This is a genomic window from Pseudomonas sp. QL9 (assembly GCF_041409665.1).
GTDB classification, from domain to species: domain Bacteria; phylum Pseudomonadota; class Gammaproteobacteria; order Pseudomonadales; family Pseudomonadaceae; genus Pseudomonas; species Pseudomonas knackmussii.
In genome coordinates this window covers 4,599,468-4,616,667 of the sequence record NZ_CP166971.1, presented here as the reverse complement: position 1 = coordinate 4,616,667, position 17,200 = coordinate 4,599,468, and the positions used below count along the sequence as shown (strand labels likewise).

Annotated in this window: 19 protein-coding genes; 9 read left to right on the top strand and 10 right to left on the bottom strand. The window is 66.5% G+C overall.

The features are described from left to right. The first annotated feature begins 155 nt into the window (after positions 1-155). The 5 genes from ACA097_RS21590 to bla are packed head-to-tail and all read left to right on the top strand — an operon-like array spanning position 156 to position 3,473. Positions 156-443 (top strand): DUF2282 domain-containing protein, encoded by a 288-nt coding sequence (locus tag ACA097_RS21590; protein ID WP_043253768.1) that lies wholly within the window; start codon positions 156-158, stop codon positions 441-443. 16 nt (positions 444-459) lie between these two features. After that, entirely contained in the window at positions 460-1,293 is an 834-nt protein-coding gene (locus ACA097_RS21585) for a DUF692 domain-containing protein (protein ID WP_371365883.1), read from the top strand. After that, positions 1,290-2,045 carry a putative DNA-binding domain-containing protein gene (locus ACA097_RS21580; RefSeq protein ID WP_371365881.1) on the top strand — a complete coding sequence of 252 codons (756 nt, stop codon included), beginning with the start codon at positions 1,290-1,292 and terminating at the stop codon, positions 2,043-2,045. The genes ACA097_RS21585 and ACA097_RS21580 overlap by 4 nt, the downstream gene beginning before the upstream one ends. A gap of 10 nt (positions 2,046-2,055) precedes the next feature. Beyond that, positions 2,056-2,523 carry a DoxX family protein gene (locus ACA097_RS21575; protein ID WP_371365879.1) on the top strand — a complete coding sequence of 156 codons (468 nt, stop codon included), beginning with the start codon at positions 2,056-2,058 and terminating at the stop codon, positions 2,521-2,523. Between the two features lie 59 nt (positions 2,524-2,582). Beyond that, positions 2,583-3,473 carry a class A beta-lactamase gene (gene bla / locus ACA097_RS21570; protein ID WP_371365877.1) on the top strand — a complete coding sequence of 297 codons (891 nt, stop codon included), beginning with the start codon at positions 2,583-2,585 and terminating at the stop codon, positions 3,471-3,473. Between the two features lie 118 nt (positions 3,474-3,591). Here bla and ACA097_RS21565 read toward each other — a convergent pair whose 3' ends face one another. From ACA097_RS21565 to ACA097_RS21555, 3 genes are all read right to left on the bottom strand, one after another. After that, positions 3,592-4,089: a Bro-N domain-containing protein gene (locus ACA097_RS21565; protein WP_371365875.1), complete on the bottom strand. Its 498-nt coding sequence runs from the start codon at positions 4,087-4,089 to the stop codon at positions 3,592-3,594. Between the two features lie 387 nt (positions 4,090-4,476). Continuing rightward, the gene (locus ACA097_RS21560) at positions 4,477-4,944 is read right to left on the bottom strand and encodes an RES family NAD+ phosphorylase (RefSeq protein WP_371365873.1); all 468 of its coding nucleotides are present in this window, start codon (positions 4,942-4,944) and stop codon (positions 4,477-4,479) included. Next, positions 4,944-5,402: an antitoxin Xre/MbcA/ParS toxin-binding domain-containing protein gene (locus ACA097_RS21555; protein WP_371365871.1), complete on the bottom strand. Its 459-nt coding sequence runs from the start codon at positions 5,400-5,402 to the stop codon at positions 4,944-4,946. The genes ACA097_RS21560 and ACA097_RS21555 overlap by 1 nt, the downstream gene beginning before the upstream one ends. Positions 5,403-5,864: 462 nt before the next feature. Here ACA097_RS21555 and ACA097_RS21550 point away from each other — a divergent pair, with 462 nt between their 5' ends. Then, entirely contained in the window at positions 5,865-6,224 is a 360-nt protein-coding gene (locus ACA097_RS21550) for an SMR family transporter (protein ID WP_371365869.1), read from the top strand. After that, positions 6,218-6,547 carry a multidrug/spermidine efflux SMR transporter subunit MdtI gene (gene mdtI / locus ACA097_RS21545; RefSeq protein ID WP_371365867.1) on the top strand — a complete coding sequence of 110 codons (330 nt, stop codon included), beginning with the start codon at positions 6,218-6,220 and terminating at the stop codon, positions 6,545-6,547. Before ACA097_RS21550 ends, mdtI begins: the two co-directional genes overlap by 7 nt. A 114-nt stretch (positions 6,548-6,661) precedes the next feature. Here the strand turns inward: mdtI and gabP are convergent, their stop codons facing one another. The 5 genes from gabP to glaH form a co-directional block, all read right to left on the bottom strand. Continuing rightward, a complete protein-coding gene (gene gabP, locus ACA097_RS21540; RefSeq protein WP_371365865.1) occupies positions 6,662-8,062 on the bottom strand; it encodes a GABA permease in 1,401 nt (466 codons plus the stop codon). A 116-nt stretch (positions 8,063-8,178) separates the two neighbouring features. Further along, positions 8,179-9,453: a 4-aminobutyrate--2-oxoglutarate transaminase gene (gene gabT, locus ACA097_RS21535; RefSeq protein ID WP_371365863.1), complete on the bottom strand. Its 1,275-nt coding sequence runs from the start codon at positions 9,451-9,453 to the stop codon at positions 8,179-8,181. Between the two features lie 38 nt (positions 9,454-9,491). Then, positions 9,492-10,940 carry an NADP-dependent succinate-semialdehyde dehydrogenase gene (gabD, locus tag ACA097_RS21530; RefSeq protein ID WP_371365861.1) on the bottom strand — a complete coding sequence of 483 codons (1,449 nt, stop codon included), beginning with the start codon at positions 10,938-10,940 and terminating at the stop codon, positions 9,492-9,494. A gap of 46 nt (positions 10,941-10,986) precedes the next feature. Further along, positions 10,987-12,237: an L-2-hydroxyglutarate oxidase gene (lhgO, locus tag ACA097_RS21525; RefSeq protein WP_043257543.1), complete on the bottom strand. Its 1,251-nt coding sequence runs from the start codon at positions 12,235-12,237 to the stop codon at positions 10,987-10,989. A gap of 121 nt (positions 12,238-12,358) precedes the next feature. Beyond that, positions 12,359-13,336 carry a glutarate dioxygenase GlaH gene (gene glaH, locus ACA097_RS21520; RefSeq protein ID WP_371365859.1) on the bottom strand — a complete coding sequence of 326 codons (978 nt, stop codon included), beginning with the start codon at positions 13,334-13,336 and terminating at the stop codon, positions 12,359-12,361. A 194-nt stretch (positions 13,337-13,530) separates the two neighbouring features. Here glaH and csiR point away from each other — a divergent pair, with 194 nt between their 5' ends. Beyond that, positions 13,531-14,220 carry a DNA-binding transcriptional regulator CsiR gene (gene csiR / locus ACA097_RS21515; protein ID WP_371365857.1) on the top strand — a complete coding sequence of 230 codons (690 nt, stop codon included), beginning with the start codon at positions 13,531-13,533 and terminating at the stop codon, positions 14,218-14,220. Positions 14,221-14,225: 5 nt separating this feature from the next. On the opposite strand, the gene ACA097_RS21510 is transcribed toward csiR, so the two are convergent. Further along, the gene (locus tag ACA097_RS21510; protein ID WP_043253789.1) at positions 14,226-14,471 is read right to left on the bottom strand and encodes a hypothetical protein; all 246 of its coding nucleotides are present in this window, start codon (positions 14,469-14,471) and stop codon (positions 14,226-14,228) included. A 376-nt stretch (positions 14,472-14,847) separates the two neighbouring features. On the opposite strand from ACA097_RS21510, the gene ACA097_RS21505 reads away from it, so the two are divergent. Continuing rightward, a complete protein-coding gene (locus ACA097_RS21505; RefSeq protein ID WP_371365855.1) occupies positions 14,848-15,891 on the top strand; it encodes a class I SAM-dependent methyltransferase in 1,044 nt (347 codons plus the stop codon). Positions 15,892-15,907: 16 nt separating this feature from the next. On the opposite strand, the gene ACA097_RS21500 is transcribed toward ACA097_RS21505, so the two are convergent. Continuing rightward, the gene (locus ACA097_RS21500) at positions 15,908-16,927 is read right to left on the bottom strand and encodes an AraC family transcriptional regulator ligand-binding domain-containing protein (protein WP_371365853.1); all 1,020 of its coding nucleotides are present in this window, start codon (positions 16,925-16,927) and stop codon (positions 15,908-15,910) included. Positions 16,928-17,200 lie beyond the last annotated feature (273 nt).

Genomic DNA, 17,200 nt, shown 5'->3' with positions numbered 1-17,200 from the left:
AAAAAACAGGCCGCCGTTCAATACGTTAGGGCCGCGCCGAAGAATTCTCAAAAAATATTTCGCGGCGCTGTAACCGGATCGCGGCCCCCGGCGAACTACTCATCGAGCCGCCGGAAAGCACTCCGCGGCCCCTCAACCGAACTGGAGACCGCACCATGAAAACCCTGACCCTCGCCACCGCCGCCCTCGCCCTCGCCGCCATCACCGGCGCCGCCCTGGCCGACGACATGAACACCAAGGCCAGCAATGGCGCGGCCATGGAGAAATGCTACGGCGTGGCCCTGGCCGGCAAGAACGACTGCAAGGCCGGCGCCGGCACCACCTGCGCGGGCAGCGCCAAGAAGGACTACGACGGCATGCACTGGAAGAACGTCCCCACCGGCACCTGCACCTCGATCAAGACGCCCCACGGCATGGGCTCGCTGACCCCGATGAAGTCCTGACCGCAGGCCGCCGACCATGAACGCATCGACTCGACTGGGCGCGGGGCTGGGGCTGAAGGCAGAACACTACGCCGACGCCCTCGCCTGCACCGCCCAAGGGCTCTGGTTCGAAGTCCACCCGGAGAACTACATGGTCGGCGGTCCACGCCTTGCCTGGCTGGAGCGGATCGCCGAACGGCATCCGCTGTCGCTGCACGGGGTTTCGCTGTCCCTGGCAGCCGACGCCCCGCCCGACGAGGCGCACCTGCAACGTCTGCGCATGCTGGTCGAGCGCGTGCAGCCGACACTGGTTTCCGAACACCTGGCCTGGTCCACCTGGCGTGGCCAGTACCTGCCGGACCTGCTGCCCTTCCCGCGCAGCCACGCGGCCCTGGCACGCATCGTCGAGAACATCCAGCGCACCCAGGAAGCCCTGGGCCGGCGCATCGCCATCGAGAACCCCAGCCATTACCTGCGCCTCGACGGCCACGACTGGGACGAGATCGAATTCCTCGCCGAACTGGCAAAGCGCACCGGCTGCGGCCTGCTGCTCGACGTCAACAACGTGCATGTCAGCGCACACAACCTGGGCTTTGACGCAACGCGCTACCTGGACCGCTTCCCTGCCGCGGCGATTCTCGAAATCCACCTCGCCGGGCACAGCCACGACGAGGGCGGCGAACTGCTGATCGACTCCCACGACGCGCCCATCGCCGAGGCGGTCTGGGCAATCTACGAGCACCTGATCCAGCGCATCGGCCCGCGTCCGACGCTGATCGAGCGCGACGACCACATCCCCGCCTTCGGCGAGCTGCTGGCCGAACGCGGCCTCGCGCAAGCCATCCTCAACCTCGCGGAGATAGCGCCATGAAGACCTCGCTCGGCGCCTTCCAGGACGCCTTCGTCGCAGCGCTCTACCAACGCCCGCCAGCGGAACTGCAAGCGGTCGTCGAACAGAGCGGCTTCGAGGTCTACCGCAACACCGTGCTCAAGGGTTGCGTCGACGCCCTGTGCGACAACTTCCCCAGCGTCGAACGCCTGGTCAGCACTGAATGGCTCCGAGCGGCGGGCGCCGTCCACGCCCGCGAGACGCCGCCGAGCGACGCCCGCCTGGTGTTCTACGGCGAGCATTTTCCCGACTTCCTCGACGCCTTCGAGCCGGCCCGCGAGCTGCCTTACCTGGGCGACGTGGCGCGTCTCGACCGCCTGTGGATAGAAGCCTTCGCCGCGCCGCAAGAGGCAACGCTGGAGCTCGCCAGCCTGGCCGGCATGACCGCCTCGGACCTTGCCGCCTGCTGCCTGGAACCGCGTGCCAGCGCGCGCTGGCGCTGGTTCGCCGAACAACCGATCTACAGCATCTGGCGGCACAACCGCGAAGCGTTGCCGATGCCGGATGAACTGCGCTGGCAGGGTGAAGGCGCCCTGCTGGTCGGCCACGCCGAGGGCGTCGCCTGGCAGGCCCTGGAGGCCGGCGGCTGCGCCTTCCTCGACGCCTGCGCCGCCGGCCGCGACCTCGACCGCGCCTCGGCCCTCGCGCTCGAAGCACAGCCCGACCTCGACTTCACCGCACTGCTCGGCCGCCTCCTCGGCGCCGCCGTGTTCCGCCCCCTGAACCTCGCCTGAGGACGCCGCCATGGACATCACCCACAGCACTACTCCCACCACCGGCCTGCGCCAACGCTGGAACCACGTTGCGGACTGCCTGCAACGCCTGCTCGGCGACTCCTTCCTGTGCCTGGTGGCGCGCTTCGGCATAGCCTCGATCTTCTTCCTCTCCGGGCGCACCAAGGTCGAGGGCATCCTGACCATCACCCCGAGCACCTACGAGCTGTTCCAGACCGAGTACATGCTGCCGCTGGTGCCGCCGCACATAGCCGCGCACCTGGCGACCTACGCCGAAACCTTCTTCCCGATCCTGCTGGTGCTCGGCCTGTTCACCCGCCTCTCGGCCCTGGCGCTGCTGGGCATGACCACGGTGATCGAAGTGTTCGTCTACCCCGACGCCTGGCCGACGCACCTGTCCTGGGCCGGCCTGCTCCTGCTGCTGATCGGCCGCGGCGCCGGCGCCTGGTCGCTGGACCGCCTGCTGCGCATCCGCTGAGCGAGGTTGCCGTCCTCGTTCGACTGGCCGATAGTCGCCGCCTGGACAAGGAGACGACGATGCTCGGCAGACGACAGTTCACCCACATCCTGATGCTCGCCCCGCTGGCCGGCCTGCTCGCCGGCCCGGCCCGAGCGGCGGACCGCAAGGCCCTGGAAGCGCAACTCGCAAAGCTCGAACGCGGCAGCGGCGGACGCCTCGGCGTGGCCGTACTGGATACCGGCACCGGCCAAGGTTTCGGCCACCGCGCGGACGAACGCTTCCCCATGTGCAGCACCTTCAAGGCGCTGCTCGCTGCTGCCGTATTGGCGCGGGTGGATGCCGGCAAGGAAGACCTGGCACGGCACATCGTCTACGGCCCCGAAGCACTGGTGGACTACTCGCCGGTTGCGGAAAAGCACGTCGGCGAACCCGGCCTGAGCGTCGCCGAGCTTTGCAAAGCCGCCGTCACCCTCAGTGACAACGGCGCGGCCAACCTGCTCCTCGAAAGCCTCGGCGGCCCCGCTGGCCTGACCGCCTGGCTGCGCAAAACGGGCGACACAGTGACGCGCCTGGACCGCAACGAGCCCGCCCTCAACGAAGGCACGCCCGGCGACCCGCGCGACACCACCACGCCAACAGACATGCTGGAAACGCTGCAGCGCCTGCTGCTGGGCGACGTGCTCAAAACCAACTCGCGCGACCAGTTGAAAGCCTGGCTGCTGGCCAACCAGACCGGCGACGCACGCCTGCGCGCCGGCGTGCCGAAGGACTGGAAGGTCGGCGACAAGACCGGCACCGGCCCGAAAGCCACCGGCACCAGCAACGACATCGCCATCCTCTACCCGCCCGGCCGCGCGCCGCTGCTGGTGACCGCCTACCTCACCCGCAGCACCGCCTCGCTGGAACAGCGGGACAAGGTGCTGGCGGAGGTCGGTCGTCTCGCCGCGATGTTTGCGGCTGCACCGTAGGATGGGTTGAGGCACGAAACCCATGCGGTCATCGATGGATTCTCACCCGCTCCATCACGGGCTCGATTCAGCGCAGGGACGTCCATGCAGCATGGGTTTCGCTGCGCTCAACGCCATCCTACGAATCGCGTCTTCCCGGCAACCAGTGCGACCAGCGTCGGTTGCGTGTTTGCTCGGCCAGCAGCCGCGGCATGTCGCCAAAGCGCATCCATAACTCGCCCTGCCACAGCAGCACCGTTAGCGGCGCAGTCGGACCTTGCAAGTGCATGCGCCGCGGCTGTTCGGCACGACTTTCAGCCTGATCGCGCAATGTCGGCAGCACTTCGCCGGTCAGCCACTGACGCAGGTTGCGGTGCTCCGGATGGCGATAACGAGCGAGCAGATGGAACAGGCCGAAATCATTGACCAGCCAGACGCACTCCTCGCCGGAGCGGCTGACCAGCACGGCCTGGCGGCGCAGATCATCGTCGAGTCGATGGATCACGTAATGCTCGACCCGCTCGCGGATCAGCACGCCTAGGTCGCGCGCGACCAGCCAGGGCTGGCCGTCGATGCATACGCCGCGCAGGGAACGGTTAAAGCGTTGGAAGACAACGGGAAAATGAACATCGTCCATGGGGAAGCTCCTAGGTAGAAAAAGAGCCGCCACCACCTCGTCGCCAAACGAATTGGAGGCGGAACCGCACAGGGTTGGCGAACCGGCTACCTAGCTACCGGCAGACCCGAAGGTCTCCCTATGCGGCCCGCCAGAGAAGAACACTGCACGCATAGCAATACGTCGCAGCGCCCGTAGGCAGTACCGCAGCTAGATATAAAACGAGTCGCCAAACCCGACCTTCGCCGCTTTCGCGAAGGCGGGCAGAGGGTATGAGGGGTGGATTCGGGCGTCAAGGCACCCAGGCAGAATGGAGGCAGAACCACACGGGGTTGGCGAACCGGCAACACAGAACCGGCAGACCCGAAAGTCTCCCCGTGCGGCCCCGCCATGGCAGGGCCATCTCCGTTACGAGCGCGGCTGGAACATGCGCTCGTCGTAGAGGAAATCGAAGCTGTCCTCGACCCGCACCTGAGCCATGGCGGGGTGACGCGGGTTGAGCAGGATGTTCCATTCCAGCGGCAGCACCGCCGAGGGCACGATCAGGCCGAGCTGTTCGCCAGCCTTCAGCCAGCGGGTGCCGAAGTCCATGCTCGGGCGGTCCGCCGGCAGGCTGTTCCAGCCATCGGGCAGGTCCTGCGGGTCGGGCCTGAGGTAGAGCTCGTCGCCATCCGGCAGCTCGAATGCGGTGATCTTCATCGGGAACAGCGGCCGGCCGCTGGCGTGGACGAAGGTTTCCAGGCAACAGATGGCCGGCGACAGGCCCAGGTAGACGACCGGCACGTCCTTGTCGTTCCAGCGACCGCCCTGGATCGCGGCGCCCTGGCCGGACAGGTCGGTGGCGCGCGAGGCCTTGGCGACTCGCCAGGCCCGCATCAGACGACTCCGCCCCACTCCAGTGCGTGCAGCACGCGGCGTACCTGGTTTGCGCCTATCTCGGTGTCGCACAGGCTCAGCGGTGTCTGCCCGCCGAGGGCTTCGTTCGGCCGTTCCAGCCATTGGGTAGCGGCATCCTTGTCCTCGAACACCGACTCGGCCAGCAGGGCCACAGCGGCCAGGCGGTCCAGGCGCTCGGAAGTCACGACGTCCAGCGGCTGGTCGGCCTTCTTCTTGCGCTCGTAGGTGGACAGGGAAATGTTGAACAGCGCGACGAAGTCCGACGTGTTGATGCGGAAGGTGTCGCGCGCGGATTCGACCCAGGTCCAGCTCAGGCCGTGCCTGATCTGCTGCAGCCGCTCGTTCTCGGTGAGTCGGGCATGGTCGTACGCCAGCGCCCAGAAGCGGGGGAACTGCGCAGCACCGCGATGACCCTCGTTGGTTTTCATGGCCAGCATGCGACCTCCTCAAATGACGCAGACAACACCTTCAAATGAAGGTTACGCCTATCACCCCTCTTTGCCCAGCCAGGAAAACGACGCGGCCAGGCGATCGAACAAAATATTGCACACCCTCATTGAGCGCCCCATGGAGTTCCATAGTGAGAAACCCAACTGAAACGGCGAATTAACGCCATTTAAACATTCCGACGCCAGGATCGATTTGCCAATTTTCGGCGTCTCAGGCAAGATAGTGTTCATTATGCTGAACAGCAAAGTTAAATCCCTCGCCACTTCTCGTCTGGTCTCCCGCGAGCGTTACTGGACCGGCGACCTCTAGCCCCTCCCCTTCGGTCATCTTCGTTGGTGACGATGCGCCCGAGCGTATCGCCGCTCGAGCCGTCACCTCCCGAACCGTCGTTTCGCATCGCCACGCAGCTGTTTCGCGCGGCACACGCTTGCCCATGGGAGGGCTCGATCATGCGTTCCTGGATTTATCTGTTCGCCGCCATCGGCTTCGAAGTCGCTGGCACCACCTCGATGAAATTCACCGCCGATCTGGCCCCGCTGTACGGCCACCTGCTGATGTTTGCCATGATCGGTCTGTCGTACTACTGCCTGTCGCTGGCCATCCAGCGCGTGCCGGTCGGCGTCGCCTACGCCCTCTGGGAAGGCATCGGCATCGTGCTGATCACCCTGATCAGCGTGGCCTGGCTGGGCGAAGACCTGGCCGTTGAGAAGGCCATCGGCCTGGCCGTAATGATCGCCGGCATCCTGCTGATCAAGTCCGGCACCCAAGCCAAGCGCGAGCCGGCTGCAGAGGAGGCCCTGGCATGCTGAATTTCGACTGGATTCCGTTCGCCTGGCTGGGCCTGGCGATCGTGCTGGAAGTAGTGGCCAACCTGCTGCTGAAGTACTCCGACGGCTTCCGCAAGCGCGGCTACGGCATCGTCTCGATCCTCTGCGTGCTGGCCGCCTTCTCGGCGCTGGCGCAGGCGGTGAAGGACATCGAACTGTCGGTGGCCTACGCCATCTGGGGCGGCTTCGGCATCCTCGCCACCGTGGCCATGGGCTGGGCGCTGTTCGGCCAGCGCCTGGTGGGGCGCGGCTGGTTGGGGCTGGCCCTGCTGATCCTGGGGATGGGGCTGCTGAAGCTGGCCTGATGAATGAAATGAAACGGGGCGCCAAATGGCGCCCCGTTTCATTTGCACAACCCTGTAGGAGCGGGCCATGCCCGCGATCGCGCGCATGGCGCGCTCCTACACGGGGGCAGCGGCTTAATGTTTAGCCACGCTCAGACCCGCTGCGCTCTGCTCACTCCGCGCACGCCGGCGCGTCACCAACAACCCGGAGCAGACGATCAGCACGCTGAGCAGCGCGGTGGCGGTCACTTCGACGCGGTGGTCCGGGCGCAGCAGCATCAGCACCAGCACGCCGGCGATGAAGGCGATCACGCCCCAGGTCAGCCAGGGGAACAGCCACATGCGGTATTCGATGGCCTTGCCCTCGGCGACCATGCGCTTGCGCATGCGCAGCTGGGAGACGGCGATCACCAGGTACACCAGCAGGGCGATGGCGCCGGAGCTGGCCATCAGGAAGCCGAATACCTGGGACGGCACCAGGTAGTTGGCGACCACGGTGGCGAACGCCGCGGCGGTGGACAGCAGCACCGCCACCACCGGAGTACCGGCGCGGCTGGTGATTCGCGCGGCGGCCGGCGCGTCGCCACGGCTGCTCAGCGAATAGAGCATGCGCGAGGCGGTGTAGAGCGAGGAGTTCAGGCAGCTCGTCACCGAGGTCAGCACCACCACGTCGATCAGTGCCTTGGCGTGCGGCACGCCGAGCACTTCCAGCACTGTCACGTAGGAGCCGTCGGCGGCCAGGCGCGAGTCGGTCCAGGGCACCAGGGCGACGACGATGAAGATCGACAGGATGTAGAACAGGCTGATCCGCCAGATCACCGAGTTGGTGGCCTTGGAGATCTGCTTGCCGGCGGCGTCGGACTCGGCCGCGGCGATGGTCACCACTTCCGCCCCGAGGAACGAGAACATGGTGATCAGCATGGCGCTGAGCACCGCGCCGAAGCCGTTGGGCATGAAGCCGCCGTTGTCCCATAGGCGCGACACGCCGCTCACGCCGGTGTTCGGCAGCAGGCCGAGGATGGCGCAGGCGCCGAGGATGATGAAGCAGGTGATCGCGATCACCTTGACCAGCGCCAGCCAGAACTCGAACTCGCCGTAGTTCTTCACGCTGAACAGGTTGGTCACGGTGAGCAGCAGGGTGATCGCCAGCGACAGCACCCAGATGTCCAGCTGCGGCACCCAGGTGTTGATGATGGTGGCGGCGATGTTCGCCTCGATCGGGATCACCAGGACCCAGAACCACCAGTACAGCCAGCCGATGGTGTAGCCGGCCCACTTGCCGATGGCCTGGTCGGCGTAGGTGGAGAAGGAGCCGGTGTCGGGCGACGCCACGGCCATCTCGGCCAGCATGCGCATGACGATCACCACCAGCGCGCCGGCCAGCAGGTACGCGAGGATCGCGGCCGGGCCGGCCTCGGCGATGGCGCGGCCGGAGCCGACGAAGAGGCCGGCGCCGATCACCCCGGCGATGGACAGCATGGTCACATGCCGCGATTTCAACCCATGGCTCAGGTTGTTCTTGTTGAGCTGTTTCATGGTCTCACCTTTGTAGAGCAGCATCCTTGCAGCAAAAACGCCCTCGCCCACCCGTGAGCGCTCACGGGCAGGGAGGGATTTGTCGTGGGGTCTTGCTGGGCGGAATCGACGGACCGTCAGGCCAGTTCGTCGAAGCACTCGCCGATGATGGACAGGCCGCGCTGCAGGTCGGCGTCGCTGACGGTCAGCGGCACCAGGATGCGCAGCACGTTGTAGTAGGTGCCGCAGGACAGCAGGATCAGGCCCTTGTCGCGGGCCTTGGCGACTATCTTGGCGGTCAGCTCGGCGGCCGGGGTCTTGCCGTCGGCCTCGAACAGTTCCACCGCGACCATCGCGCCCAGGGTGCGTACGTCGCCGACGCAGGCGTGCTCCTCGCCAATCTGGCGCAGGCCGGCGCCCAGCACTTCACCAACTGCCTTGGCGCGATCCAGCAGGTTCTCCTGCTCGAAGGCCTCGATCACGGCAAGGCCGGCGGCGCAGGACAGCGGGTTGCCGGCGTAGGTGCCGCCCAGGCCGCCCGGGGCCACCGCATCCATCAGCTCGGCCTTGCCAGCCACACCGGCCAGCGGGAAGCCGCCGGCGATGGACTTGGCGAAGGTGGTCAGGTCGGCGGCGACGCCCATCTGCTCCATGGCGAAGAAGGTGCCGGTACGGCCGGCGCCGGTCTGCACTTCGTCGGCGATCAGGACGATGCCGTGCTCGTCGCACAGGGCGCGCAGGCGCTGCATGAAGTCCTTCGGCGCCGGGTTGAAGCCGCCCTCGCCCTGCACCGGCTCGAGGATGATCGCGGCGATGTCGCGCGGCTGCGCATCGTTCTTGAAGATGCGCTCGATGCTGGCGATGGCGTCGTCCACCGACACGCCGTGCAGCGCGTTCGGGTACTGGGCGCGGAAGATGCCGCCCGGCATCAGGCCCATGCCGGCGGAGTACGGCACCACCTTGCCGGTCAGGCTCAGGGTGTAGTGGGTGCGGCCGTGGTAGGCGCCGGTGAAGGCGATCACGCCGGTGCGGCCGGTGGCGGCGCGGGCGATCTTGATGGCGTTTTCCACCGCTTCGGCGCCGGTGGTCACCAGCAGGGTCTTCTTCTCGAAGTTGCCCGGGACCAGGCCGTTGATCTTCTCGGCCAGGGCCACGTAGGGCTCGTAGCCGAAGACGTGGAAGCAGGTGTGGGTCAGCTTGGCCATCTGCTCCTGCACGGCGGCCATGATCTTCGGGTGCAGGTGACCGGTGTTCAGCACGGCGATGCCGCCGGCGAAGTCCAGGTACTCGCGGCCCTCGACGTCCCACACGGTGGCGTTCTCGGCGCGCTCGGCATAGATCTGGTGGATCTGGCCGACACCGCGCGGGATGGCGGCCATGCGGCGTTGTTGCAGGCTCTGGTTGGTGTTCATGTTCGCTCCTGATGACGCTTGATGAATGACCGCCGTGGTTACACGCCGATGCACAGGTATTTGATTTCGAGGTAGTCCTCGATGCCGTACTTGGAGCCTTCGCGGCCCAGGCCCGAGGCCTTGATGCCGCCGAAGGGAGCGACCTCGTTGGAGATGATCCCGGTGTTGATGCCGACGATGCCGTACTCCAGCGCCTCGCCGACGCGGAACACGCGGCCCAGGTCGCGGGCGTAGAAGTAGGCGGCCAGGCCGTACTCGGTGTCGTTGGAAAGCTCGATCACTTCGGCCTCGTCCTTGAAGCGGAACACCGGTGCCAGCGGGCCGAAGGTCTCGTCCTTGGAGACCAGGGCGTTCTTCGGCACGTCGACCAGGATGGTCGGCTCGAAGAAGGTGCCGCCCAGGGCGTGCGGCTTGCCGCCGGCGACGACTTTGGCGCCCTTGGCGACGGCGTCCTCGATGTGCTCCTGGACCTTGGCCACGGCCTTGGCGTCGATCAGCGGGCCGGTGGTCACGCCCGCTTCCAGGCCATTGCCCAGGCTCAGGCGGGCGACGGCGGCTTTCAGCTTGTCGACGAAGGCGTCGTATACGCCGTCCTGCACATACAGGCGGTTGGCGCACACGCAGGTCTGGCCGTTGTTGCGGAACTTGGAGATCAGCGCGCCATCGACGGCGGCGTCCAGGTCGGCGTCATCGAAAACGATGAAGGGTGCGTTGCCGCCCAGTTCCAGGGACACCTTCTTGATGTCCTTGGCGCACTCGACCATCAGCTGGCGGCCGATTTCCGTCGAGCCGGTGAAGGTCAGCTTGCGCACGATGGGGTTGCCGGTCAGCTCGCCGCCGACTGCGCCAGCGCTGCCGGTGACGACGCTGAACACACCTTTCGGAATGCCGGCGCGCTCGGCCAGCTCGGCCAGGGCCAGGGCGGAATACGGGGTCTGCGAAGCGGGCTTGAGGACCATGGTGCAGCCGGCGGCCAGGGCCGGGCCGGCCTTGCGGGTGATCATCGCCGAGGGGAAATTCCACGGGGTGATGGCCGCGGTGACGCCGATGGGCTGCTTGATCACCATCAGGCGCTTGTCCGGCTGGTGGCCGGGGATCATGTCGCCGTAGACGCGCTTGGCTTCCTCGCCGAACCACTCGAGGAAGGAAGCGGCGTAGGCGATCTCGCCCTTGGCTTCGGCCAGCGGCTTACCCTGCTCGAGGGTCATCAGGCGAGCCAGGTCGTCCTGGTTCTGCATCATCAGCTCGAACCAGCGGCGCAGCTTGTTGGCACGTTCCTTGGCGGTCAGCGCGCGCCAGGCCGGCAGGGCCTTGTCGGCGGCTTCGATGGCGCGGCGGGTTTCGGCGGCGCCCATCTTCGGCACGCTGCCGAGCAGTTCGCCGGTGGCGGGGTTGGTCACCGCGAGGGTCTGGCCGTTGTCGGCATCCACCCAGGCACCATCGATGTACGCCTGTTGGCGGAACAGGCTGGAGTCTTTGAGTTGCACGCGTTCTTCCTCGTTTTAGGTGTCGAGGTTATAGGTGTCGGGCGGCTTAACCGGCCGCCCGCAGGTTGTTCGGGGTCACGGCCTTGACGAAGTTGCCGCCCTGGGCGGCGACCTGCTCGCGGACCTTCTCGACGATGTAGGCGCCGATTGGAATGGCCGAGGTGGCCGCAGGCGACGGGGCGTTGCAGACGTTGACGCTGCGCTTGGTGTTCACGAAGAGGAAGTCGTCGATCAGCTTGCCGTCGCGCGATACCGCCTGGGCGCGGACGCCGGCCGGATAGTCGGTGAGGTCGGCCTTGACGATGCTCGGGCAGTACTTCTGCACTTCCTTCAGGTAGCCGCCCTTGAACAGCGAGTTCTTCATCTCGATAAGGCCCGGGCGCAGGTTCTTCGCCAGCACCTTGAGGATGCCCGGCGTGGTCAGCGTCTCGAACATGTCGGAGAGGCTGATGTCGCGCTTGCGGTAGCCCTCGCGCTTCATCGCCAGCACGGCGTTCGGGCCGACGGTGACGGTGCCGTCGATCATGCGGGTCAGGTGCACGCCGAGGAACGGCATGGACGGGTCCGGGATCGGGTAGATCAGGTGGTTGACGATCTGGTTGTGCTGCTTGGGCAGCAGGTAGTACTCGCCACGGAACGGGCAGATGATGAATTCCGGCTGCAGGCCCAGCATGCGCACGATGCGGTCGGCCATCAGGCCCGAGCAGGTGACCAGGTAGCGGCCGCGGAAGGCGTTGTCGGTGGTGTGCACCACCACCTCGTCGGCACGCTCGTCGAGGCCGACGACTTCGGCGTTGTAGCGGATCTCGCCACCGGCGGCCTGGAACTCGCGGCCCATGGCGGCGGTGACTTCGGCGTAGCTGACGATGCCGCTGGAGGGCACGAAGATACCGCCCATGCCGACGATGTTCGGCTCGCGCTCGCGCAGTTCGCCGGCGCTCAGCCAGTAGCGCTCCAGGCCGTTGGCCGCGGTGCGTTCCCAGAGCGCGCCCATGCGCTGCATTTCCAGTTCGTTGGTGGCCACCAGCAGCTTGCCGCACTCGTCGTAGCGGATGCCGTGCTTGTCGCAGAAGGCCTTGGTGGCCTTGTTGCCGGCCAGGCAGAACTTCGCCTTGAGGCTGCCGGGGGTGTAGTAGACGCCGGCGTGGATCACGCCGCTATTGTGCCCGGTCTGGTGGCGGGCCGGGCCGGATTCCTTCTCCAGCAGGAGGATCTTCGCGTCCGGGTAGACCTGGGTGAGTTGCATCGCGGTGGACATGCCGACGATGCCGCCGCCGATGATGATGAAATCGTACACAGCCATTACCTCGCGCACTGGCTCAGCTGAAAAAGAACCGCAGGAGCGAGCCACTGGCGAAGACCGTGCGCGGACATTCGCGAGCCAGCTCGCCCCTACGGCAAGGGTGACGCTGTCGAAATTACTGGCCGCGCTGGTACAGCGGCTTCTGGTAGGCGATGTAGCCGCGCTGGCGCATCAGTTCGCGGCGCAGGCCCTCGTGCGGGGTGAAGCGGTCGCGGCCGTGCAGCCAGAACAGGTTGTTGATCAGCAGGAAGCAGCCCTGCGGCACCGGCACCGAAAGCTTGGCCGGGCTGCCTTCCAGGGACTCGGACAGGGCGTTCAACCAGATGCCTTCCTCGAAGTCCTTCGGCTGCACGAACTGGTCGATGTAGCGCATGGTCGGGCGACCTTCGGCGTCAGTATCGAACACCGCGTGGAACACGTCCTCGCTGACCTTCTTGCTCGGCGGCGCGGTCCAGCGCATCTCGCGGCGGGCCAGCGGGTGGCGGTAGAACTCGTCCAGATCGGCCCAGTCGTCCAGGTGCAGGATCAGCGAGTTGCCGCCTTCCATGTTCTTTTCTTCGATCTTCATCATCAGCACGTAGTCGGTGATCTGATTCACGAAGGTGCCGTCGTTGTGCAGCTCCATGACGCGGTGCGGCTGGCGCAGGTAGCTGTCGGAGTTGTCGGTGTTGAGCACCACGAAGCGGGCGTAGAACTGGCCGCTCATGGCGTCGTAGTTGGAACGGCCGATCAGGTGCGCAACGGCGGTGGAGAACTTGACCATGTCTTCGGCCTGGGCCGCGTCATCCAGCCCTTCGGGCTTGATCAGCATGCCGCCGGTGCCACGGTCGAGGATGGTGTTCAGCACCACCGGACGCAGGGTGCCTTCGCACAGCTCGTCGAGGATCTGGGCGATGCGGAAGCGCAGGAACGACTTGTACTCCAGGGCCTGTACAGGCCACTGGGCCACGGCCTTGACGAAGGCCTCCACGGTGTCGCGGGCGAAGGTCAGCTCGAGCAGGCGCGGCGACTGCGCCGACGGCGCTACCGAGAAGCCGCGGGTCTCCAGCGGCAGGGGCATGACGAGGTCCTGGATGGAGGTGAAGGCGTTCATGGCGATGTCCTGGCAAAGATGGGTTGGCGCCGTCCGGCAATGACCTGGATCAGGCGGGCAGGATCAAAATATCGCCACAAATACAAAATGTCTACATTTTTCTAAATCACAGACAAAACAGTGCCTTGTCTATTGTTTTTCGTCCATACGACATTTGGGTATGATCGCCAGCTAAACCCTTGCAGGAGCTGGATTTGGAAGCCGTCGCCCCCCGTCAGAACTCGGCCTTCAGCGGGTACGAAAAGCTCAAGAAGGACATCATCCGCGGTGTCTTCAAACCGGGCGAAAAGCTGCTGATGAGCACCCTGAAGGAGCGCTACGACCTCGGCGTGGGTCCGCTGCGCGAGGCGCTTTCGCAGCTGGTCGCGGAGCACCTGGTCGTAGCCATCAGCCAGAAGGGCTACCGCGTCGCGCCCATGTCGCTGGAAGAGATGCGCGACATCTATGACGCCCGCGCCAACCTCGAAGCGATGATCGTCGGCCTGGCCATCCAGCGCGGCGACGACGCCTGGGAAGCGCAGGTGCTGGCGCATTCGCACACCCTGGCCAAGGTCGTCGAGGTGAAGACCCGCGAGCAGCGCCTGGATGTCTGGGACGAACGCCACAAGGCCTTCCACACCGCCATCGCCCAGGGCTGCGGCTCCAAGCACCTGCTACAGGCGCGCACCTACCTGTTCGACCAGGCCGAGCGCTACCGCCACCTGTGGCTGACGCAAACGGTGTTTTCCGAGCAGGCGCTGGAGCTCAAGCGCCAGGAGCACGCCGCGCTGGTCGAGGCGATCCTGGCCCGCGACGCGGCGAAAGCCAGCGAGATGATGCGCAGCCACCTGATGACGCCGGTGCCGATCATCGCGCAGATCATGCAGAACGGCGGGCTGAGCTAGGCCGCTCAACCGGCGCGACGCCCATCCTGTTGCTGCTGCAGGCGGCAGATGCGGCCATCCTGCACCTCCCCCAGCAATCCCTGCATGGCCTCGGCGGCCAGTGCCAGGCGCTGCGCATCGGCGCCGAGCATCCCCGCCAGCACCGCGTCTTCGACGAACGCCTGCGAAGTACGCATGTTGTACGAGGCCAGTTCCAGGTTGTAGACCAGGCTGCGCAGGGTCTTGCTGAGCTGCTGTTCGGCGTGGTTCATGGCGGCGCTCCGTGGCGGTTGGCTGGTGGAGTTATGGCACAGGGCCAGCCAACGCGGCAGAGCGAATTGGCGTTATACATTTCGACAGCAGTCCGGCCGGACGTCGCGCCACATGCGGCTTTCAGAGCACGGAACTAAACTCAAAGCACGCCCCGCAGAGGGGACACCTGCGCAACGGACCGGTGTGGACGCGTGAATTTCCAGCTGCCGGCACGCGTCCGACTGCCGCTACGCTGGTGCCGATCCGACGGTCCCGTCCACCGCCCCTCCCCGCCGTTCGCGCCGCGCTCCGGCAGCTTCGCAAACCCACCCCAGGCCAGCCCCACGCATGCCCGCCCACGGCTGAACGACTGGCCCCCGCAGAGGAGGAAGCGCCGTGGACGAAGCCAAACTGCAAGACTTCATGGGACGCCTGGTCACCGACATGGGCGGCGCGGCGATGCTCGCCAGCGTCATCCTCGGCGACGAGTTGGGCATCTACAAGGCGATGGCCGACAGCCAGCCGGTCACCCCCGAAGCCCTCGCCGAACGCACCGGCTGCCACCCGCGCCTGCTGCGCGAATGGCTCAACGCGCAGGCGGCGGCTGGCTACCTCGAACACGACGGCGGCAAGTTCCGCCTGCCCGAAGAGCAGGCCATGGCCCTGGCCAACGAGGATTCGCCAGTCTACGTGGCCGGCGGCGCCAGCGTGCTGGCCTCGATGTACCAGGACAAGGACAAGCTGATCGCCGCCATGCGCGGTGACGGCGCCCTGGCCTGGGGCGACCACCACCCGTGCCTGTTCCATGGCACCGAGCGGTTCTTCCGCCCCGGCTACCGCGCGCACCTGGTCGATGAATGGATTCCGGCGCTGGAAGGCGTCACCGCCAAGCTGCAGGCCGGCGCACGGGTCGCCGACGTCGGCTGCGGCCACGGCGCCTCGACCATCGTCATGGCCAAGGCCTACCCGGCCTCGCGCTTCCAGGGCTTCGACTACCACGGCCCGTCGATCGACACCGCGACCCGCCGCGCCGCCGACGCGGGCGTCGCCGAGCGGGTGAGCTTCGCCAAGGCCAGCGCCAAGGACTATCCGGGCGAGTTCGACCTGATCTGCTTCTTCGACTGCCTGCACGACATGGGCGACCCGGTGGGCGCCGCCCGCCACGCCCTGCAGCGCCTGGCCCCGGACGGCACAGTGTTGCTGGTCGAGCCCTATGCGCACGACCACCTGGACGACAACAAGACACCTGTCGGGCGCCTGTACTACGCCGCCTCCACCTTTATCTGCACGCCCAACTCGCTGTCCCAGGAAGTCGGCCTCGGCCTCGGCGCGCAAGCCGGCGAGGCGCGTCTGCGCAAGGTGTTCGAGGAAGCCGGCTTCGGCAGTTTCCGCCGCGCGGCGGAAACGCCGTTCAATCTGATCCTGGAGGCAAGGCGGTAAACGCAGCGCGGATGTGTCAGGCGCGGAAATGGCTCGGCGGCTGGCCGCTCCAGCGCTGGAAGGCATGGCGCAGGCTGGCCGTCTCGCTGAAGCCGAGCTCCTCGGCGATGCGGTAGATCGGCATGTCGCCGCCCTGCAGCAGCTCCTTGGCGCGGGCGAAGCGCAGTTCGTCGAGCAGTTGCTGGTAGCTGGTCTGCTGTTGCTGCAGGTGCCGGCGCAGGCTGCGCGAGGAGCAGTTCAGGCGCCGCGCCAGCTCTTCCAGCCCCGGCGGCGATTGCAGGCGCTCGCCGAGGATGGCGCGCACCTTGTCCAGCCAGGCGCGGCGCGCGGCCAGGTCGACGTTCTGCCGGCGGCACTGTTCGAGCATCTCGCGGTGGGTCACCGGGTCGGCCAGCGGCAGGCGCCGTTCCAGCCAGGCAGCGGGGAAACCGAAGGCACTACGCTTGGCGCCGAAGCGCAACTCGCACCCGAAACCGGCGGCATAGGCTGCCTCGCGCTCGGCGGAGCTGGCGTAGTCGAACTCGGCGTAGAGCAGTTCCAGGGGCTCGCCGAGCAGGTCGCCGCAGGTCACTTTCAGCGACCCCAGGCACAGTTCGGTATTGAACGGCCGCAACGCCTCGTCTTCGCCATAGCGGGTGGCGACCAGCCAGGCCACCTCGCCTTCGACACTCAACTCCAGGTGGAAGTAGGTGCCCAGCAGCACCGGATAGCTCAGGCCGATCCGCAGCGCTTCGCCAAAGGTCGGCGCGGAAAGCAGCGCATAGCCCAGCAGGCCATAGGCCGAGATACGCGTCCGCAGCCCCAGCCGCAAGCCCAGCGCCGGCTCGGCGGCCAGGCGCTCGGCGTTGGCGAACACCTGTTGCTCCTGCCAGGGGCTGACCAGCCGGCGCAGATCGAGCAGGTCCGCCTGGGTGATACCGCTGCCTTCGAGAATGCTGTCACGCCCATGCCCTTCGGCTTCCAGCAGGGAGACGGTCAGCGAGGACATGTGCAGGGAGTTGAGCCAGGTATTGCGGGAGAACGTGTTAGCGGTCATGTCTTGCCCATCGGTGCGCTACGACGCGCCCCCGATGTTACCGCCGGGAGCGAGGTCATTGGCAAGGCAAGTTGCGTGCCGGAGCGCGATCGAGAGGTAGGAGCGAGCTTGCTCGCGAACGTTGCCTCACGGGTGCGACGGCGTTTCGAGGTGATTCTGTTCCCTCTCCCCAACCCTCTCCCGCAGCGGGAGAGTGGGCTGTTCGGCGTGATCCTGCAGGAGCGGATTCATCCGCGAAAATCCCCGCGCCGATGCAATCGTGTAGGAGCGGGC